Here is a 19105-nt window from a genome sequence, read left to right as displayed (position 1 = left end):
TTGTCGGTCTATGTGCAGGGACGCGAAGTCGCCAAACTACAGGCCATCGGCGACTTCAAGAGCTCGTTGATCTACCACGAGGCCACCGCCCTCGACGACTTCGTGTCGCTGACCATGCGCGTACGTCGCGACCCTTATCTTTGGGACGACGTTCTCCACCCGATCTTCCAGATGAATCTGCCGGAAGGCTATCTGCTGCAGGTGTTGCAGGAGCAGTTCGGCCCACACATTGGGGCCAGTCCGATCGCGCTGCTGTCGGTCATCGGGCGCAACATGATCGGGCGCGTCCAGGTTGCACCGCCTGGCGCGAACATCGACCAACCATCACAGCCGGTCGACGTCGCGGCGCTGCTGCAGGGCGACAATTCCGAAGAGGCCTTTGCCGAGTTGGTTCGCCAGCACGCCACCAGTGGCGTATCCGGTGTGGTGCCCAAATTTCTCGATAGCAGTGCTCAGGCGATCAGCGCACCTCGCTTCAAGAAGTCCACGCTGTTTACCCACCGGCACATCATCAAAGGCTCATCGCGGCTGTTGCCCTTCGTGTCGCTCAATGAGCATCTGTGCATGCAGGTGGTGCGTCGGGTGATGCCGGCCGCGGTCACCGAGGTGTCGCAGGATGGCCAGGCGCTGGTCGTTCACCGCTTCGATGTCGATGGAGAGGGCGCCCGCCATTGGGGCCTGGAAGATTTCTGCGCGCTGCTCGGAATGCGCCCGTCGGCGAAGTACGAGACGACGTGGGAACGCATCGCCAAAGCCGTGCGCGATCATGTGCCGATCCGTCAGCGGCCTCAGACTTTGCGCCAGATGGCGACGCTGTTGCTGTTGACCTACGCACTGCGCAATGCCGACTGCCACGCCAAGAATCTGGCGCTGCGCTACACCAATCAAACCGACGTGCACCTCGCACCGGCGTTTGACGTGCTCACCACGGCAGCTTACCCGACCTATCAGAACAACCCGCCCGGCATCTCATTCATGGGCAAGAAGACGTGGGACCCGGGCAAGCACCTGGGCACCTTCATCACCGCCACTTTTGGCGTGCCTCTGCGTGATCAAATCAACCTGATCCGTCAGATCGCCGATGCGATGTCCGACATCGCCCCCCAGGTTCGCGATGCAATGAGCACGCATGCAGGCTTTCACGACATCGGCAAGCGAATGCTGCTTGCCTGGCGCCAGGGCATCGACGGTCTTCACGACCGGCGCGTCTATTCCTTGCCTGCTCCAGACCTGAGCACCGCCTTCGACAACATCTCCGATCCGTCGCCGGTCAAGGCGGAACGAGTGGTCGTTGGTCGCTCCGACTTGCTGGGACGGCGAAAGTAGTGCGGCGACTATCCCTGGCAGGTCACCTTTCTGCCCATTCGGATCATGATCGCGCTCTCGCGCAGGCCACAGGAGACAACCCTTGGAGATGATCGTCCTTTGCGGCATCCAGGCCTCCGGCAAGAGCAGTTTTGCTCGGGAACGATGGTACGAGTCGCACGTTCGCATAAACCTCGACATGCTGCGGACGCGCAAACGCGAGGACATTGTCTTGTATGCGTGCCTTGCCGCGAAAGCGCCCATCGTGGTCGACAACACCAACCCCACCCGTGGCCAGCGGCTGAGGTACTTGTCGCTTGCGCGCGCCGCAGGGTACGAGTCGGTTGCGCTTTACTACTTCCAGTCAACCGTCGACGATGCCGTGGCGCGAAACGCAAGCCGCGCCGAACACACGCGTGTACCGGAGATTGCGATCCGCGGCACGTCGGGAAAGCTGGAAATCCCGTCATTGGGTGAAGGCTGGGATCGACTGGTCACCGTATCGATCGCCGCCATCGGCGGATTTGAGACCAAGGAAGAACCATGAAGTTTGATGACCTCGACAAGCGAATGCGCGTCTACGAGACCACCAACGATCTGTGCGTGTTGCGCGGATTGCACATGGTTGCGCGCATCGACGGGCGCGGATTCACCCGCCTGACGCGAGAGTTGCAGCCGTTCGAGGCGCCCTACGACGAGCGCTTCCGTGACTACATGGTGGCAACGACCACACACGTCATGGATTGTGGATTTCGCGCGTTGTTCGGGTACACCCAGAGCGACGAGATTTCGATTCTGCTGAGTCGTGACGACGATACCTTCGGACGCAAGCTGCGCAAGCTCAACTCCATCCTGGCGGGCGAGGCCAGCGCGATGTTCACCTCGCAACTGGGCGCGCCGGCGGCATTCGACTGCCGCATCTCGCAATTGCCGGCCGAGCGCGATGTGCTTGACTATTTCCGCTGGCGCCAGGAAGACGCCGCGCGCAATGCCCTCAACAGTCACTGCTATTGGCTCCTGCGCAAATCCGGCGAATCCGCCACCGCCGCGACCCAACGCCTGCGCGGACTGACCACCGCAGCGAAAAATGAGTTTCTGTTTCAGGCCGGCGTCAATTTCAATGACCTGCCGAGTTGGCAGAAACGCGGCGTGGGTGTCAGTTGGGAAGTGGTCGAGGTTGAGGGACGTAACCCGCTCACCGGCGAGGTGACCACGGCCACCAGACGCCGGCTCAGACCGAACTTGGAATTACCGATGAAGGAGCAATTTGAGGAGTTCGTCGCACGGTCGATGATCGCAGACGCAGGGCAACCCGCCTCAATCCCTTTGGTACCCGTGGCAACCATTTAAGACGCACGTCCTCATCCATTTGCCCTGCAGCCATGTCGCTGGCCTCCTGCAAGGGCCCTGGCACGAAAGCGAAACAGCGCCTTCATATGCGCACCAAGGCAAACGGAGGAGTCAAAATGGAAGTAGTGCACATCAGCCAGGCGCAACTCGCTGCACGTTGGCAGGTCGCCGAGGCTTCACTCGAACGCTGGCGCTCCAACGGAATTGGGCCCAAGTTCCTCAAACTACCGGGGAAAGTGCGCTACCGCCTCGATGACGTCGAGTCCTTCGAAGAAGCCTGCCTCAAGAACGCAACGAGGGCGCTGACCAGTCAGGCAGGTTGACGCCATGGTCGCGCCTTCATCGACGACGTTTGAACTCGTCAATACGGAATCGGCGGCGGTTCGTGCGCTGCCAGGAAGCTCACCAGTTCGGATCCACCCATTCCTGGTTGGCCCAAGCATCCAGGGCCTCCGGCGCCAGGGCGTCAAGCTGCTGTCCTTGTGCCAATCGCGCGAGACACAGCGATGGGTACTTCGGATCGAAGCTCTCCAGCAGTTCGGCGAAGTGTCGTGTCGCTTGCGTTCGGCGTTGGTCCCACGGCCCCGCGACTGTCGAATTTTGCCAGCGCCCAAGGGCTGGCTGGGTCGATGCGCTGCCACAGTTGCGAGATCTGGGCTACGTGGGCGCCGAAATCCTCGGCGACAGGAGACGCCAGCGGCTTGCTTTGTCTCAGACCCAAGCAATTTTTGACGTTTCGAGATCTGGGGCTTTCGAGACTACTCTTCCGTTGACGTATCGCGGGCTGTCGGCACAGGCGATAGTTTGAGGACCAGGTCAATCAAGCCTTCAACCATCGATCTGCCCGAGAGCCCATCGAGCCAGCGCTGAGGAACCGCAACCAGTCCGTCCCGAATCCCCGCCAATCCGCCCGCAATGGCCGAAGTGGTATCAGTGTCGTCACCAAGCTGAATGGCGGCCCGAACGACAGCTTCATACGGCCGCCCCCGCAGCGCCCAGCGCGCTGACCACAGGCTATCGAGCACGTAACCGGAGCCATGGGGAAGGTAGCCGGGATCAGGAATGAGTACGAGCTGACGCTCGGCAGCCAGGTCGGTGCGGAAGCTCGAATAGTCGCTTGCGCCGTCGGCGCCCGATGCGAATCGCGTGAGGATCTCGGCGGCGCGGTCCCAGGCTTCGTCTTCGTGCAACTTCTGCCGCAGGCCGTCGGCCCATAGCACCAGCTGCGCACAGCAGAGTTGCGATCGCGGGTGCGCGTGCGTGGGCAGGCTCTGACGCATGGCTTTGTCGATGAGGTCGAAATCGGTGCTTCGATTCGGGTCGTGCAGCAGTGCGATCGGCAGCACGCGCATCAGTGAGCCGTTGCCGTTCACGCGCTCGCTATGACCGCCGGATAAGTGCGGTGGGTTGCCGGCTTTGATGCGCGCAAGGGCGTGGTAGGTCTGGATGCCGACGTCAAACACGCGGCCGCCTGCTTGCAGATGAGCATGATCGTGCCAGCGCACAAGGCGATCGGCGAAATCGACGAGATCAAGCCGTGGATGCTCGATCAGTGACTCGAACAGGCACAGCGCTTGCGAACCATCGTCTGACCAAGTGCCGGGCGCTACGCCCGGATGGCTCCGGCGGAATCCCGCGGGGGGCTCGAATTCGATCTGATCTGGCGGCGGAATGCTCGATGAGTCGCGGAACTCGTAGGGCACGCCAAGGGCGTCACCGATCAGTAGGCCATAGAGGCCGGCGGCGATGAAACTGCGGTCTCTTCCCGTCGTTGCGTTCATGTACTTCCTTCGGTTGGCATCAACGGTCGGTTACCGATTGCTGTTGTCGAGCGTTCCGCACCGAATCAGTGATATCCGCGCGCCGCAAGATCCGCCTTGATCTCACCATCGCGCTTCTGTTTGCCGGTGTAGAACGCCAGGGATCGGAGTTGCGGCGGCAGTCGGCCATCGATGAACGTGGCGTATTCGAGTCCGCTTCGATGGATGCGCAGAGTGGACAAGCGCGGCAGATCGGCCAGTCCCTGGATTCGTGCCAGCGTCTTGCAGTTGATCACGACGATCTCCGCGAGCTTCGGATTCGCTCCCAGCTCGATTTGCGCAAGCCGGATCTGGTCCTCGATCTGCACGCTCTGAAGTTCGGCGAAACGTCCGAGATCACCGAGGTCGGCTAGTCCCTGAACCCGAAGGACCTCGAGCCTTTGCAGCCGCGGCGCGGTCAATTCGGCGATCGAGGCGCGTCCGCCAAACCCCAGGTGCAGCGTTGTCAGGTTCGGCACGGCGCTGACGAAATCCAGCTCCTCGCTTTTCCGGAACGCCACGAGCCCGAGTGCCTGCAGCGACGGAAGCTGGCAGATAGACGCGATGTTTCGGGTGTGTCCAACGGTGTCCAAGCGCTGCAGCCGACCGCACGCGGCCAATGCGGCAAGATCGATTCGGCAGTTCTTCGTTTCGCCCAGCATCAACGCTTCGAGCGAGCCAAGGTTGATGGTCTTCAGGATGTCCGCGTTGTCGAGCTCAAACACGCCGAGGCGCAGTTCCTTGAGGTTGTGCAGTTGGGATAGTGCGTCGAGGTTGCTTGCTTTGGTGAGGCAATCCATGGTGACGCACTGCGCATCCGGCAGGTGCTGCAGAGCCGACGCATCGAAATCCCCGTTGTAATGACCGTAAAAGCGGATCGTGAGGTCGCGCCCGTGCTGTCTGGCCAGTTCATTCAACGTATCCAGTTGCTGCGCGGTGTAACCGGTGCGTGCGAACTGGACGATCACGCGCGTACCGGCCGCGATGTGCCGCGCAATTTCCTGCGCGTCGATCTCCGCCGGGCTGTCGATTCGATGGGTTCTCATGATGTTTGGCCGTCGCGATCAGTTTGATTTGAAGGGGCGCCTTCCCGGTGTGCTGGGCACAGCACCAGCAATCCATTGCGTTGTGACCGAACCAATTCTCCTGGCGCCGCGCAGACCTCACACATGTGAAATGACAGGTCCGCTGCGAGTTGGGTCAGAGCGCGATCGACATCTGTTGCGTTGTGCCAGCAAATGCGAAGTCCCCCAGTTTGACTTTCACCAGCCGCGATACAGGCGGCTTCCGAGCGGTTTTTCGCCCGCCTATCGCCGCAATTTGACACCAAACTGCCAACTACGTCTGCCGTCCAACTCGCCCTTTTGAACCAAGCGTAAGTGACTGATCTAGCTCATGTTGCAAAAACCGTCGATTGGTTCTTGGCTCTCTGGGGTCCAGGGGGACAGAGAGTGGGGGTGGGGTAGAGAGCACATTTAGGGCTTTTGGGCCCTCGACGGCAAGAAGCGAGGTCCACGCGCTGACCCGCAGGAACCCGCAGCCGTGCGCACTCGTCGCGCTTTCGGGCTGGCAAGGAGAGTCGGTTGGAACCGAGGAATGGTGGGCCCGCACGGATTCGAACCGTGAACCAAGGGATTATGAGTCCCCTGCTCTAACCGTTGAGCTACAGGCCCTTTTTCATTTCATCGCAACCGGCAATTTCCTGCTTGATGAAGCCAGCAAGGGGAACAGCTTTGATCTCACCGGCCCCGCAGCATAGCTGCGCGGCGTTCTGCCCTGCACGAGACATGCTCGTGCTCGCTTGGCGGCGATCGGGGGGTGGATTCTGCCGCAAAGTGGGTGGTTTCGGGAAACCCTCGTAGGAGCGACCTGGTGTCGCGACCCGTTGGTCGGCGCTTGCAGGCTCTGGTACAACGGCGCAAACCGCCAGCAAGAGCTTCAACGCGGAGAACCGCGGAGAACGCAGAGAGAATCCGGATTTGACCGATCCCGCTTTTCTCCGCGTTCTCTCTGCTTTTCCTTCGCGTTCTCTGCGTCCTGCTTCTGGCCGCGCACCGCGTCGGTTCCCGGTTTTCGCCGGGGCATGCGGAATGGCGGTCGCGACGCGAGGTCGCCTACGTTCGCGGACGGAGTCCGCTCCCACAGGTGGGGTGTGGAGGTCCAGTCAGTGCAGTGTCGCGCCCGGCGGCGGGCTGGTTTCGGGCGGGTGTTCTTGCCAGTACTGGCGGATATCGAGCAGTACGCTGGCCAGTTGGGCGACGACCAGATCGCGCTCGCGTTCGGACAGGGGGGCCATTTCCGGGTTGCGGATCTCGGCGAATACGCCGTCGTCCACGCCCAGGGCCACGATGGGGGCGAGCAGGTCGAGGAGGCTGCGATCTTCCTGCATGCGCAGCTCCCAGATTTCGGCGTTCAGATCCACGCCCAGACTGAATCCTTCGCACCAACCGCCAGCATCGACAGCGCGCTCGCCGGCATCGGTGTCGTGTTCGGCGAATACCGGGTCGTAGCTGTGCAGCTCCAGACCGTGCTCAATGGCATTCATCAGTCGCAGCAGCAGGTCGAGCAGGCGCTGCAATCGCGGCGAGGGCGCGCCCAGGGGCTCGCCGCCGAGGATCACCGGCAGCCATTCCTCGGGTCCGATCGGCTGTGGGCCGACGACCAGGGCGGTCAGCAAAGCCTGGGCGCCATCCAGGCGCAGTCCATCGTCGGCACCCAGCGATTCCAGCAGGCGATCAATTTCCTCGAAGTCCTGTTCGTCCAGCAGCAGCGCGGGTTCAGCCGGCTTCACGGCTGCAGTTCCACCCATACCGGTGCGTGGTCGGAGGGCCGCTCCCAGCTGCGCGGCTCGCGATCGATGCCGGCAGCGTGCGCACGTTCGCGCAGCGCATCGGAGACCAGCACGAGATCGATGCGCAGGCCGAGGTTACGGCGGAATCCGGCCTGGCGGTAATCCCACCAGGAGAACTGGCCGCCCTCCTCGTTGAACAAACGGTAGCTGTCGCTCAATCCCAGCTTCTGCAACTCGCCCAGTGCGGCACGCTCGGCGCTGGAACAGAGAATCTTCTCGTGCCAGGCAACGGGATCGTGGACATCGCGATCGTCCGGGGCGATGTTGAAGTCGCCGAGCACCACCAGCTGCGGATGGCGCTTGATCTCATCGGCCAGCCAGTCGCGCAGGGCGGCCAGCCAGGCCAGCTTGTAGGCGTATTTCTCGCTGCCCACTTCCTGGCCGTTGACCACGTAGAGGTCGATCACGCGGATATCGCCGACGGTGGCCGCCAGCACCCGTCGCTGCGGGTCATCGAATCCGGGAATGTCGTAGATCGGATCTGCAGCCTTGGTGCGGGTGAGCAGGGCCACGCCGTTGTAGGTCTTCTGGCCGCTTACGAGCGCGCGGTAACCGGCGCCTTCGATGGCCTCGTGCGGGAAATCATCGTCGACCATTTTGATTTCCTGCAGGGCCACGACGTCCGGCTGGGCGCTGTCCAGCCAGTCCATCAGGTGCGGCAGACGCACTTTCAGCGAATTGACGTTCCACGAGGCGATCTTCATGCCTTGATCATAGCCAATGCACGCCGATGGGGAAGGGCCGCGTCGGCCTCGATCAAAGCCTCCACGCCGGCGGGCCTATACTGTGGGTCTGTTCGCCTGAGGCTACGACTATGGACGGCACCACGCCCGATCTGCTGACTCCGATGCTGCAGCGCCAACGACTGGCCCACGCGCGGCGCACGCCGGATTACGCCCAGCGCATCGACGACCTCAAGCGTCTGCGCGCGGCGGTCAAGAAGCATGCGGAAGACATCGTCACGGCGATTGCCGCGGATTTTGGCCGGCGTTCGCGCCACGAGACCCTGATCTCGGACGTGATGACGGTGCTGCACGATATTGATTACACCACCCGCCGGCTGAAACGCTGGATGAAACCGAGCCGGGTGGCCACCGATCCGCAGTTCTGGCCGGCGCGTTCGCGGGTGCGCTACCAGCCGGTCGGGGTGGTCGGCATCATTGCGCCGTGGAATTACCCGGTGAATCTGGCGCTGATGCCGCTGGTGGCGGCCTTGGCTGCCGGCAATCACGCCATGATCAAGCCATCCGAGCTGACGCCGCAGACTTCTGATCTGCTGAAGTCGATGCTGGGCGAGATCTTCCCGGAGGATCGCGTAGCGGTGGTTCTGGGTGGGCCGGAAGTCGCGGCCGAGTTCTCGGCCCTGCCCTTCGACCATCTGTTCTTCACCGGATCGACCACGGTCGGTCGGATCGTCATGCAGGCGGCAGCACGCAATCTGACGCCGGTGACGCTGGAACTGGGCGGCAAGTCACCGGCCATCGTCGCCCACGATTATCCGATCGACACCGCTGCGGCGCGGCTGGCCTCGGGCAAGTTCCTGAATGCCGGTCAGACCTGCATCGCGCCCGACTATGTGCTGTGCCATGCGTCCAAGGTGGACGAACTGGTGGCGGCGCTGGAGCGCGAAGTGCGTGCGCGCTATCCCTCGCTGAGTCAGACGCCCGATTACACCAGCGTGGCCAACGATCGGCACTACGCCCGACTGGGAGCGCTGGTGGCCGAGGCCGAAGCCGGCGGCGCCCGGGTGATTGCGATCAATCCGGGGGGCGAGACGCTGGATCCGGCAAGGCGCATTTTCCCGCCCACACTGATTCTGGGCGCGCCGGCCGACAGCCGGGTGATGCGCGAGGAGATCTTCGGGCCGGTCCTGCCGATCCTGCCCTATGAGCATCTGGACGAAGCGATTGCCTACGTCAATGCGCACGATCGGCCGCTGGCGCTGTACCACTTCGATCTGGACAGCGCCCGCGTGGAGCAGGTGCTGGATCGAACGATTGCCGGCGGCGTCAGCATCAACGACTGCGTGCTGCACATCGCCCAGCCCGCGCTACCCTTCGGCGGCATCGGTCCTTCGGGTATGGGCCACTACCACGGCCACCATGGCTTCCTGACCTTCTCCAAGCAGAAGCCGGTGTTCTATCAGGCGCGCTGGTCTTCGTTCTCGCTGCTGAAGCCGCCGTACAAGAAATTGGCGGACACGGTGATCGGGTTCCTGACGCGGTAGGGATCGTCTGAACCTGTCTTGACCGTCATTCCCGCGCAAGCGGGAAGCCAGTGCTTTCAGGTGCTTGTACATGCCTGGATTCCCGCTTGCGCGGGAATGACGACCTGTTCAGAGGATCCCCGGCAGATCCTGCCGAGCAAGCTCGGCACTACAACAGCCTCGTACACCGTGGCCTTGGTAGAGCGGAGCTTGCTCCGCTGCCTCTGCTGAGCTTGGGGTATCGCTTCTGGTGTGCCCAGATTTGTCTGGACGCTTTGGGGCGGAGTGAAGCGTCCAGACAAGTCTGGACCTACAGGAGCCGCACAGTGTGGACCTGCAAGAGCCGCGCATCCTGCCGAGCAAGCTCGAGCAAGCTCGGCACTGCCAAGGCCTCGTACACCGTGGCGCTCGGCAGAACGGAACGTGCTAGGTAATCTTCCTCAAGGGCAGCGCGCCATCTGTGGTGCGCCGCCTCGCAGGTCATCTGCGGCGCGCGAGACTCAGGCCCGCCAGCGACAGCATCAACGCGATGAGCAGGAGTAGTGCCCGCGGGTCGTTCACCGGCACCGGATTCGGCTGATCGTCGCCGAGTATCGTGCCGATACCCTGCGCATCGGCGATGCTGGCCCCGACGGCTGCGGACAGATTGACGCTGAAAGTCTCGTCGGGCTCGACCATCGTGTCCGGAATGACGCTGATCAGCACGGTGGCGCTGGTCGCCCCCGCGGGAATCGTCACGGTGCCACTGCCCGCAACGTAGTCGGTCGGGGCGGTGGCGGTGCCGTCAGCAGTCTGGAAGTTCACGCTGATGGCACTGGTTGAGGGATTGCTGCTGCTGATCGTAAACATGAAGGGCGTCAATGCGCCCGCACCGCGTGAAGTCAGCCCCTCGTACTGGGCGACGTCGTCAATGGTGAGACTGGCGCTGTCGTCATTGAGTATGGTGCCGGTCGCGGTGCCCGTGGCGATACTGCCACCCACTGGATTGCTGAGAACGACCTGCAGGTTCTCGCTGGGCTCCACCAGATTATCGCCGATGACGGTCACGGCAACGGTCTGGCTGGTCTGGCCTCCAGAAAAGGTCAGGGTGCCGTTGGCGGCGACATAGTCTGCCGGCGCGGTGGCGCTGCCATCGGCAGTGGCAAACTGCACGCTGACCGGATCCTTGGCGGGGGCCGACAAGGTGACGGTGAAGCTCAGCGTCGAGTTGCTGCCCGTGCCTTCGGTGATGCTGGCGTTGGCGATGCTGAAACTGGTGGCATCGTCATTCAGGATGGTGCCCTGGGCGCTGCCAGTGCCGATGCTGACGCCGGCTGGCCCACTCAAATTGCTGAGGTTCACGGCAAAACTCTGATCAGGCTCGACCTCGACGTCTCCGACCACCGCCACCGCCAGCTGCTGGCTGGTCACCAGCGAGGCAAAATTGAGCGTGCCGCTGGCCTGCTGATAGTCATTGTCGGCGAGGGTCGCGGTGCCGTCGGCACTGGCGTAGTCCACACTCACGGGATCCTGCACCGGGTTCGACAAAGTCGCGGTGAAGGTCAGCAACGAGGTTCCCGAGTTGCCTTCGGCGATCGCGCCGCCGGTCAGGGTCAGCGTGGCGCTGTCGTCATTGGTGATGGTGCCGGTGCCACTGGCGATGATCATCGGCTGACCGCGGTTGTTGTTGGCGATCAGGTTGAGGGTGAAGGTCTCGTCAGCCTCCACCGTCAGATCGCCATTGACCGGTACCGTCACTGTGGCGCTGGTGGCGAGGGGCGCGAAACTCACCGAAACCGGTGCACCCTGATCGATGGCGGTGTAGTCAGCCGGGGCCACTGCAGTGCCGTCGGCCGTGTAAGCCAGGAAATCAAGGGCAAAGGCCGAGGGATTGCTCAGGCTCACGGTGAACACCGCGCTGACAGGGCCGGCATTGCCTTCCAGCACGGAGATACTGTCCACGGTCGGCGTTGGCGCAGCGTCGTCGTCCAGAATCTGACCGGCGCCCTGGGCGTCGGCCAGTGACGCGTTGACAGCATTGCCGAGATCAACAACGAATCCCTCGTCATTTTCGTCGATGTCATCGCGAGTCACCGGCACACTGACGGTCTGACTCAGGGCACCGCCATTGACGAAGCTCAGCTGCCCGCTGGTCGCGGTGAAGTCGGTGCCGGAAATCGCCGAGCCCGAAGCCGTGGCGTAGTCGACCGTCACCGGCAACCCGGCCAGTGGCTCGCTGCTCAGCGACACCGTGAAGACGGCATTGGTGCTGCCTGCACCGGTGCCTTCCACCACGGTCACATCATCAATGCTGATATCGATGGCGACGTCATCGTTGACGATGGTGCCGATGCCGGTCGCCAGTACGCCGCCTACACCGCGATTGCCGGCGGCGGTGACGCGGACCTCGAAGCTTTCGTTGGGTTCCACCAGGTTATCGCCGTTGACGCTGACCGCCAGCGCCTGGCTGGTCGACAGCGGCACGAAACTGACCAGAGTTCCGGGCTGATTGATCTCTGTGTAGTCGCTGCCCGGTGTCGCACTGACGCCGGCCGTATACACCAGGTAATCGATGGCTTGAGACGATGGATTGCTCAGCGTCAGTGTGAACGTGAAATCGCTGCTGCCGCTGTTGCCCTCGTTCTGGCTGACACTGTCGATGGACACGCTCGGAAATCCGTCGTCGTTGACGATGGTGACGACACTCTGATTGTCGGCGACCACAGCGCCGGTGGCGGCGCCCAGATTCACGGCAAAGGTTTCATCGGACTCGAACACCAGATCACCGTTGATCGGCACGATGATGACGCCGGTCAAGGCGCCGGCGGCAATATTCAGGGTGCCGACCGTGTTCGCGTAGTCGCTGTCGGCCACGGTAGCGCTGATGTCCGCAGTAGAGTAATCCACAGAGACGCCGCCCGCCGGCGCCGGCGCATCCAGCGACACGGTCACCGTGGCATTGTTGCTGCCGGCGTTGCCTTCGCTCAGGGAGACATCGTTAACGGTGATGTTCGGCACCACCGCGTCATCGTTGAGGATGGTCCCGGTGGCCTCAGCCGAGAAGATGTCGCATTCGAAGGGTTCGCCGTACGCCGACACGCCGAAAGTCTCATCGCTCTCGATATCGGTGTCGCGAACAATCGTGATGTCAAAAGTCGCCGTGGCGGAGTCAGCCGGAATGGTCACCGGAATGGTAAAGTTTTCGACATAGTCGACACCGCCGGTCGCCGTGAAGGCGCCTCCGTCGATGGTCTCGATGCCGAAGACGCAGTCCTCCTGAATGACCGGCGTGATGGTCGCCGTGAAGGTCAGCGTGGTGGCACCAGGCGGATTGCCCTCCAAGATGCTGGCATCAGCGATGGTCACCACCGGAATGACCGGGCCTCTCAAGATGTCGATAGACTCGGTATTCGTGCCGCCGTTGGGCTGTCCGGGCGTCAGCGAAGCCGGCGCCACGCCGACGGTCCATGCGGCCACCATTGCGGGTTCCGTCGTCACATCGCCGGTGAGCACGGCGCCGGTGCCGTTGCCAGGGACGCCGATGGTGACCTGACAGACGGCGCCGAAGGCACCGGGTGTCGAGTCATAGTTCACGCAGAATCCATCCGGGGCAATGGTGGCACCCGTGGCCACGGTGTCCACCCAGACGACATCGGTGCCGGCAAGATCGCCACCGGCCGTGACGACGGTGATGTTTGCGCCGTTGGTGGGAAGAGTCAGATTCCAGTCGTCGTTGTCAGGATCGTAGCTGGCATCGGCCGCCGGGCCGGTGGCTCCGCTGATCACGATGATCGTGCCGGCACGAAAGCTGGCGGCGATGGTCGCCATGTTGGCAAATCGGTAGGCCCCGAGCTTGCTGCTGGTGGCGGCCTGAGAATCACCCACAAGGTAGGTTTCCAGCTGGGCCGCCGTCAGGTCCTGACGCAGCACCACCTCGATCCACTCATCGGTGGTTGACAGATTGCCGTTGCGAAAGAACTCGTTGACGATGATGGCCTGAGCGCTGGCGGACCACGACAGGGCGGCCAGCAGCAGGGCAAGGACGGAGCGAATCAAGGTCATCATCTTGCAGTCAGGCCTGTTGGAATATGCGCGAATTGTCCGCGTCTGCTCCGTTCTGGACAAGCCTGACGTGCGAGATGCCGCCGCCCGACGATCAGCGACCGACGACTCGCTCACCACGGCGATAGGCGATCGCCTCGGTCAGATGCGCTGTGGCCAGGCTCTCGGCACCCGCAAGATCGGCAATGGTGCGCGCCAATCGCAAGATGCGGTGATAGGCCCGGGCCGACAGGTTCAACTTGTCGATGGCACGCTCCAGCAGACGCTGGTCATTCGACTGCAATTCGCAGTCGCGGGTCAGTTCGCGGGTGCCGAGCAGGGCATTGGGCTTGCCGGCGCGCTTGAGCTGGCACAGACGCGCCGTCTGCACCCGCGCCCGCACAGATTCGCTGGCCTCCCCGGGTGGCGCATGATTGGACAGGGCGGTGGTTGGCTGTCGCGCCACTTCGATATGAATGTCGATGCGATCGAGCAGCGGACCAGAGACCCGGCTGCGGTAGCGCGCCACCTGGTCCGGCGAGCAATGGCAGCGTCCTGAAGGATCGCCGTAGTAGCCGCAGGGGCAGGGATTCATCGCCGCCACCAGCTGGAAACGCGCCGGAAACTCGGACTGGCGCGCGGCGCGGGAGATGATGATCCGACCGGACTCCATGGGCTCGCGCAACACCTCCAGCACGCTGCGGTTCCACTCGGTCAATTCATCGAGGAACAACACGCCGTGATGGGCCAGCGAGACCTCGCCAGGGCGCGGATGACCGCCGCCGCCTGCCAGCGCCACGCTGGAAGCGGTGTGATGCGGAGCGCGAAAAGGTCGCTGGCGCCAGGCGACGGGATCAACGCCGGCGCCGGTGATGGAACTGATGGCCGCCACTTCCAGCGCCTCATCGTCGGCCAGCGGCGGCAGCACCCCCGGCAAGCGGCTGGCCAGCATGGTCTTGCCACTGCCCGGCGGTCCTACCATGAGCAGATTGTGGGCCCCGGCCGCGGCCACTTCGAGGGCTCGCCGCGCTGCGAGCTGACCACGGACATCGGCCAGATCCAGGGAATTGGCGGCTTCACCCACGCTGGCGTTCGGCGGCGGACAGGATGGCAAGCTGTGCCGACCGCGCAGGTGGGCTGCCACTTCGAGCAGGCTGGTCGCCGACAGGGCCGCCCCGTTGGCCACCAATCCGGCTTCAATCGCGTTCCCGCGCGGGACAATCGGAATTCGACCCTGCTCCAGTGCCCGCAGCACCGCTGGCAGCGCGCCTCGGACCGAGCGCAACTCGCCTGACAAGGCCAGTTCGGCAATGAATTCGTAGCGTGACACGGCCTCAGCCGGCAACTGCCGCGAAGCCGCGAGCACGCCGATGGCGATCGGCAAATCGAAGCGTCCGCCCTCCTTGGGCAGATCCGCTGGCGCCAGATTCACCGTCATCTTCTGCTGCGGCACCTCGAAGGCCGAATTGATCAGCGCCGCCCGCACCCGATCGCGACTTTCCCGTACCTCGGCTTCCGGCAAGCCCACAATTGCCAGGCCTGGCAAGCCACCGGACAGGTGCACTTCCACCGTGACCAGCGGCGCCTGTACCCCATCTTCGGCGCGCGTGTACACCACAGCCAGCGACATGGTCGGGCTCCTGTTCGGGTTGTTGGTTGTTGGGACTCGGGACTCGGGACTCGGGACTCGGGACTCGGGACTCGGGACTCGGGACTTCAGAATTGCCCTGTCGTGGCGTCATTGCGAGGAGCGTAGCGACGAAGCAATCCAGTGCTTCGTCGCACGCCCCTGGACTGCTTCACTGCGCTCTCCATGAAGCCATGTCCCAAGTTGTTGATTTGCTTTTGTAGGTCACGTTGCTCGCGTAGCGAGCTACGTGACGCATTTCGATGTCACGTAGTCCGCTCACGCGGACAACATGACCCACGACTGGAAGAAGCGTCCAGACAAGTCTGGACCCACAGAAGCAGCGCGCCGCGGTCCTCGCCACCGCGCGATGCGGCTTGTACCGACAACCGACAACCGACAACCGACAACCGACAACCGACAACCAGAACCCTACCCGGCGCTCTCCATCTCGGCCAGGCGCTTCTCCAGCGCTTCCAGCTTCTCGCGGGTACGCCGCAGCACCAGGCGCTGCACCTCGAATTCCTCGCGGGTGACCAGATCCAGCCGTGACAGGCCGGCTTGCAGCGCGCTGCGGAAATTGCGGGTCAGGTCCTCGCGCGCCTCGCCGACCGAAGCCGGCAGCATGGCGCCGAGGCGCTGGGACAGTTCTTCCAGGGTGCGCACATCAATCATCGAGCTAGCCTTGTTGGGCAGACATTGGTGACAAGTCTAGTCCGCCCGCAGTCGCGGCGCTGTCAGAAAATTCTGACTTGGTTGTAGGAAATTTGCCTCGAATGCGGTTTGCCGATGTCTCACTCCGGATTCACGCATGGCGCCGTGCGCATCTGGCCAACGCTGTTGACCACCACGCTGATGCCTCCGATGCCACCTATCCACAATTCACCGCTGTCCAGCAGTGCGGCATCCCAAACCCTTGCCGGCAGTGCGCGCCAGGGCAGACTGACCCAGTGTCCGGCGTCGCTGCGGGTCAGTTGTTGCAGTTGGCTGCCATCCTCGCGCATCGGTTTTTCGGTAATGGCGATGAGTCGATCACCCACGCGGAAGATGTCCAGGGTGTTGTCCGAACTCAGGAGCTGGTGCTGACCGTCGTCACCAACATGGAGCAGCTCCCCTCCCCATTCACCGCGATTGCTGCCTGCAATCCAGCCATCCTCCACGCGCAAGGCAACATCGGGTACCTGCGTTCTTCGTGGACGGTAGAGCGGTGTCGGGTCGAAAGAAACGTTCACTTCATAGGCCAGGGTCGTCAGGATCTGCTCCGAGGTGTCGATGCGCAACTTTCGAAGGGCAGGCTCGGGAGGAACCGGAGCGGGGGGCAGCAGACAGTAGCCGAATCTTTCGCCCAGCTGATCTCGGTAGGCAGCGGATTCCCTTCGGCGACGATCGCGACTGGAATGCTCCGCCCAGGGACTCTCGCCCTCGATCTGCGCCAAGGTAATCTGGGCCTTGGCGCGGATGAGGGGCAGCCAATGACGGTTTGCCACCCGCTCTACGGCAGGCCTGGCCCCCTGCGCAGCCAAGCGGCCGAGTGTGTCCAGGATGACCCATTGCAGGCGCACGTCGGCCGGATCCTCGAGCAAGTCCATCAGGGGATAGACTGCGGGCTGGAAACCGACAAATCCGATCGCCATTGCCGCGCCCCGACGGAGTTCCCAGTCGGTACTGGAAAGCAGTTCGACCAGTTGTGGCCCGGTGCTCATTGCCACAGGACCGGCGATGGCGATGGCTCTGAGCAGTTGCGAATCAACGTGGTTTCGAAGCCGCTCCTGAAAAATCTCGCCGCTGACGGAAGCGCCGATCTCAAGCAGAGTTTGGTCGATCCAATCGCGCAGCTGCGGCCGCATTGCGCGTAATTCGAGCAGGATCGGCTGCAATCCGAGTCCATCGTCTTCGAGAGCCGCGATCATCCCGAGGATTCCCCGGATGTACTCGTCGGAATCGGAGATACCCAGAGCCAGGTCGCCGAGCGCGGGAGCTGCTCGCGCCCGATCCGGGCCGATTTTCCGGAGTACCTCAGCCAGTTTCCAGTGGTCCGGACAGCGGTCGGCTCCCGAACAATGCGCCGCTTCGAGGATGGATGGGACTACCATGAGATCACAGGATCTCAGCTCCTCCAGCGCCTGATTCTCCGGATCACCGGTGGCCGCCAGATATCGGGTCAGCGCTGCAGAACAAGTCGCGGCATTCCGGCCGACGTGCGCGGTCGACTCGCTGGCAGCATCCAAAGGAATGGCGAGCAGGCCGAGCCCAAACACCAGGAGATCAAGCGGACTTGGACAACCCATACGGCGTGCTGCTCCTGGAACTATCGATGGCAACTCGGCTCGATGATTCTCGCGCAGGCTACCGGCAAGGTCTGCCTACTTGCCGATACAGAAGCTGCTGAAGATCGCACCGAGCAGATCATCGCTGCGGAAACGGCCGACGATCTCTCCCAGTGCCTCGTGCGCCAGGCGCAGGTCCTCGGCTGCAAGTTCACCCTGGCCTGAATCCAGCGCATGGGCGCGGGCGGCAGCCAGCTGCGCCTGAGAGCGCTCAAGGGCGTCGACATGACGCAATCGGGCGCTGAAATCGCCGCTGCTGCCCTCGCCGAGGCCAGCATGCTCCAGCAGCGCGCGGCGCAGCAGATCCATGCCCTCGCCGTGCTTGGCCGAGAGCCACAGATGCACGCCATCGGAACGGCGCTCCACCCGCGCCGGCTCGGCGCCCAGATCGATCTTGTTGTGCACTGTCAGCGTGGCAATGCCAGCCGCCAGACCCAGGGCTTCGAGCTCCGCACGGTCGGGCGCATGCCCACACGCCCCGCTGCCCGGCTCCCGCTTCCCCGGGTCCCCGGTCCCGGGTCCCGGGTCCCGATCCTGCTCCCCCGAGTCCCGAGTCCCGAGTCCCGAGTCCCGGCTGTCACCCGCCTCCACCACCCACAACACCAGATCCGCCCGATGGGCTTCGCGACCGGCGCGGTGGATGCCCTCGCGCTCGACCTCGTCTTCGGTCTGGCGCAGGCCGGCGGTGTCGACCACGGTGATCGGCAGGCCGTCGACATTCAGCGCTTCGTGCAGCACATCGCGGGTGGTGCCGGGGATGGCGGTGACGATGGCGCGATCGTGCCCGGCGAGCGCGTTCAGCAGGCTCGATTTGCCGACATTGGGCGCGCCGAGGATGACCACGCGCAGCCCGTCGCGCAGGCGCTGACCACGGCGGGCGCCGGCCAGCAGTTCATGCAGCGCCATGTCGATGACAGCAAAGCGCGAACGCACTTCGCTGGTGCGCAGGAAATCGATCTCCTCCTCCGGGAAGTCGATGGCGGCTTCGACGTAGACGCGCAGATCGATGAGCTGGCGTGCCAGGGTGTTGATGCGCTGGCTGAACTCGCCCTCCAGCGAACGCAAGGCGGCGCGGGCGGCGCTTTCGGAACTGGCGGCGATCAGATCGGCCACAGCTTCGGCCTGGGCCAGATCCAGCTTGTCGTTGAGGAAGGCGCGCTCGCTGAATTCCCCAGGCCGGGCCAGCCGCGCGCCCAATTCCAGACAGCGTCGCAGCAACACGCCCAGCAATACCGGCGACCCGTGCGCCTGCAGTTCGATGACATCCTCGCCGGTGTAGGACCTGGGGGCCGGAAAGGCGATCAGCAGCCCCTCGTCGATCAACTCGCCGCGGTCGTCACGGAATCGGCAGTGGTGGGCAAAGCGCGGTTTGGGCTCGCGTTTCAGGAATTCCTGCGCCATCGACAGCGCCCGCGGCCCGGAGACGCGGATGACACCGATTCCGCCGGCACCGGCAGGCGTGGCGATGGCGGCGATGGTGTCGGTGCGGGGCGACGCGAGCATGTACGAGTTTCCCTGACGGTGCTGGGCAGGAAGGGTGAAACGTCAAACGTCAAAAGTAAAACGGCGGCGCAAGCGCCGCCGTAGTTGACGTTTCACATTTCACTTTTGACTGATGGC

At 63.4% G+C, this 19105-nt stretch carries 14 protein-coding genes and 1 tRNA gene; 5 read left to right on the top strand and 10 right to left on the bottom strand.

Features of this window, described 5'->3' with window-relative positions:
* From H7A19_14955 to H7A19_14940, 4 genes are all read left to right on the top strand, one after another.
* Positions 1-1326 (top strand): HipA domain-containing protein, encoded by a 1326-nt coding sequence (locus tag H7A19_14955; GenBank protein MCP5476128.1) that lies wholly within the window; start codon positions 1-3, stop codon positions 1324-1326.
* A gap of 82 nt (positions 1327-1408) precedes the next feature.
* Positions 1409-1852, top strand: coding sequence for an ATP-binding protein (locus tag H7A19_14950; protein ID MCP5476127.1), 444 nt, complete (start codon positions 1409-1411; stop codon positions 1850-1852).
* Positions 1849-2655, top strand: coding sequence for a guanylyltransferase (locus tag H7A19_14945; GenBank protein ID MCP5476126.1), 807 nt, complete (start codon positions 1849-1851; stop codon positions 2653-2655). Before H7A19_14950 ends, H7A19_14945 begins: the two co-directional genes overlap by 4 nt.
* Positions 2656-2771: 116 nt before the next feature.
* A complete protein-coding gene (locus tag H7A19_14940; GenBank protein MCP5476125.1) occupies positions 2772-2978 on the top strand; it encodes a DNA-binding protein in 207 nt (68 codons plus the stop codon).
* A 435-nt stretch (positions 2979-3413) separates the two neighbouring features.
* On the opposite strand, the gene H7A19_14935 is transcribed toward H7A19_14940, so the two are convergent.
* From H7A19_14935 to xth, 5 genes are all read right to left on the bottom strand, one after another.
* Entirely contained in the window at positions 3414-4436 is a 1023-nt protein-coding gene (locus tag H7A19_14935; GenBank protein ID MCP5476124.1) for an ADP-ribosylglycohydrolase family protein, read from the bottom strand.
* A 65-nt stretch (positions 4437-4501) separates the two neighbouring features.
* Entirely contained in the window at positions 4502-5500 is a 999-nt protein-coding gene (locus tag H7A19_14930) for a hypothetical protein (GenBank protein MCP5476123.1), read from the bottom strand.
* Between the two features lie 551 nt (positions 5501-6051).
* Positions 6052-6127 (bottom strand) — tRNA-Ile (locus tag H7A19_14925).
* A gap of 491 nt (positions 6128-6618) precedes the next feature.
* The gene (locus tag H7A19_14920) at positions 6619-7245 is read right to left on the bottom strand and encodes a YecA family protein (GenBank protein ID MCP5476122.1); all 627 of its coding nucleotides are present in this window, start codon (positions 7243-7245) and stop codon (positions 6619-6621) included.
* On the bottom strand, positions 7242-8009 hold the full coding sequence (gene xth, locus H7A19_14915; GenBank protein ID MCP5476121.1) for an exodeoxyribonuclease III: 768 nt from the start codon (positions 8007-8009) through the stop codon (positions 7242-7244). The genes H7A19_14920 and xth overlap by 4 nt, the downstream gene beginning before the upstream one ends.
* 110 nt (positions 8010-8119) lie before the next feature.
* Between xth and H7A19_14910 the strand changes: the two genes are divergently transcribed.
* Positions 8120-9532, top strand: a complete 1413-nt coding sequence (locus H7A19_14910; protein MCP5476120.1) for a coniferyl aldehyde dehydrogenase — start codon at positions 8120-8122, stop codon at positions 9530-9532.
* A gap of 459 nt (positions 9533-9991) precedes the next feature.
* Here the strand turns inward: H7A19_14910 and H7A19_14905 are convergent, their stop codons facing one another.
* The 5 genes from H7A19_14905 to mnmE all read right to left on the bottom strand — a co-directional run bounded on the left by H7A19_14905 (position 9992) and on the right by mnmE (position 18988).
* Positions 9992-13555, bottom strand: coding sequence for a hypothetical protein (locus tag H7A19_14905; protein MCP5476119.1), 3564 nt, complete (start codon positions 13553-13555; stop codon positions 9992-9994).
* A gap of 91 nt (positions 13556-13646) precedes the next feature.
* Positions 13647-15161, bottom strand: coding sequence for a YifB family Mg chelatase-like AAA ATPase (locus tag H7A19_14900; GenBank protein ID MCP5476118.1), 1515 nt, complete (start codon positions 15159-15161; stop codon positions 13647-13649).
* A gap of 429 nt (positions 15162-15590) precedes the next feature.
* The gene (locus H7A19_14895; protein ID MCP5476117.1) at positions 15591-15833 is read right to left on the bottom strand and encodes an accessory factor UbiK family protein; all 243 of its coding nucleotides are present in this window, start codon (positions 15831-15833) and stop codon (positions 15591-15593) included.
* Positions 15834-15952: 119 nt separating this feature from the next.
* Positions 15953-17416: a HEAT repeat domain-containing protein gene (locus H7A19_14890; GenBank protein ID MCP5476116.1), complete on the bottom strand. Its 1464-nt coding sequence runs from the start codon at positions 17414-17416 to the stop codon at positions 15953-15955.
* Between the two features lie 105 nt (positions 17417-17521).
* A complete protein-coding gene (gene mnmE, locus H7A19_14885; protein ID MCP5476115.1) occupies positions 17522-18988 on the bottom strand; it encodes a tRNA uridine-5-carboxymethylaminomethyl(34) synthesis GTPase MnmE in 1467 nt (488 codons plus the stop codon).
* Positions 18989-19105: the final 117 nt, after the last annotated feature.

The sequence above is a fragment of the Rhodanobacteraceae bacterium genome (assembly GCA_024234055.1).
Lineage (GTDB): Bacteria > Pseudomonadota > Gammaproteobacteria > Xanthomonadales > SZUA-5 > JADKFD01.
Note: the sequence above shows the minus strand (reverse complement) of the source record. Positions and strands in the feature narration are given on the sequence as shown.

What these genes read in the sequence shown, in the direction of transcription:
- H7A19_14905 (MCP5476119.1), bottom strand. Translation starts at nt 13,555, where the DNA reads ATGATGACCTTGATTCGCTCCGTCCTTGCCCTGCTGCTGGCCGCCCTG.
- xth (MCP5476121.1), bottom strand. Translation starts at nt 8,009, where the DNA reads ATGAAGATCGCCTCGTGGAACGTCAATTCGCTGAAAGTGCGTCTGCCG.
- H7A19_14895 (MCP5476117.1), bottom strand. Translation starts at nt 15,833, where the DNA reads ATGATTGATGTGCGCACCCTGGAAGAACTGTCCCAGCGCCTCGGCGCC.
- H7A19_14935 (MCP5476124.1), bottom strand. Translation starts at nt 4,436, where the DNA reads ATGAACGCAACGACGGGAAGAGACCGCAGTTTCATCGCCGCCGGCCTC.
- H7A19_14940 (MCP5476125.1), top strand. Translation starts at nt 2,772, where the DNA reads ATGGAAGTAGTGCACATCAGCCAGGCGCAACTCGCTGCACGTTGGCAG.
- mnmE (MCP5476115.1), bottom strand. Translation starts at nt 18,988, where the DNA reads ATGCTCGCGTCGCCCCGCACCGACACCATCGCCGCCATCGCCACGCCT.
- H7A19_14900 (MCP5476118.1), bottom strand. Translation starts at nt 15,161, where the DNA reads ATGTCGCTGGCTGTGGTGTACACGCGCGCCGAAGATGGGGTACAGGCG.
- H7A19_14945 (MCP5476126.1), top strand. Translation starts at nt 1,849, where the DNA reads ATGAAGTTTGATGACCTCGACAAGCGAATGCGCGTCTACGAGACCACC.
- H7A19_14910 (MCP5476120.1), top strand. Translation starts at nt 8,120, where the DNA reads ATGGACGGCACCACGCCCGATCTGCTGACTCCGATGCTGCAGCGCCAA.
- H7A19_14930 (MCP5476123.1), bottom strand. Translation starts at nt 5,500, where the DNA reads ATGAGAACCCATCGAATCGACAGCCCGGCGGAGATCGACGCGCAGGAA.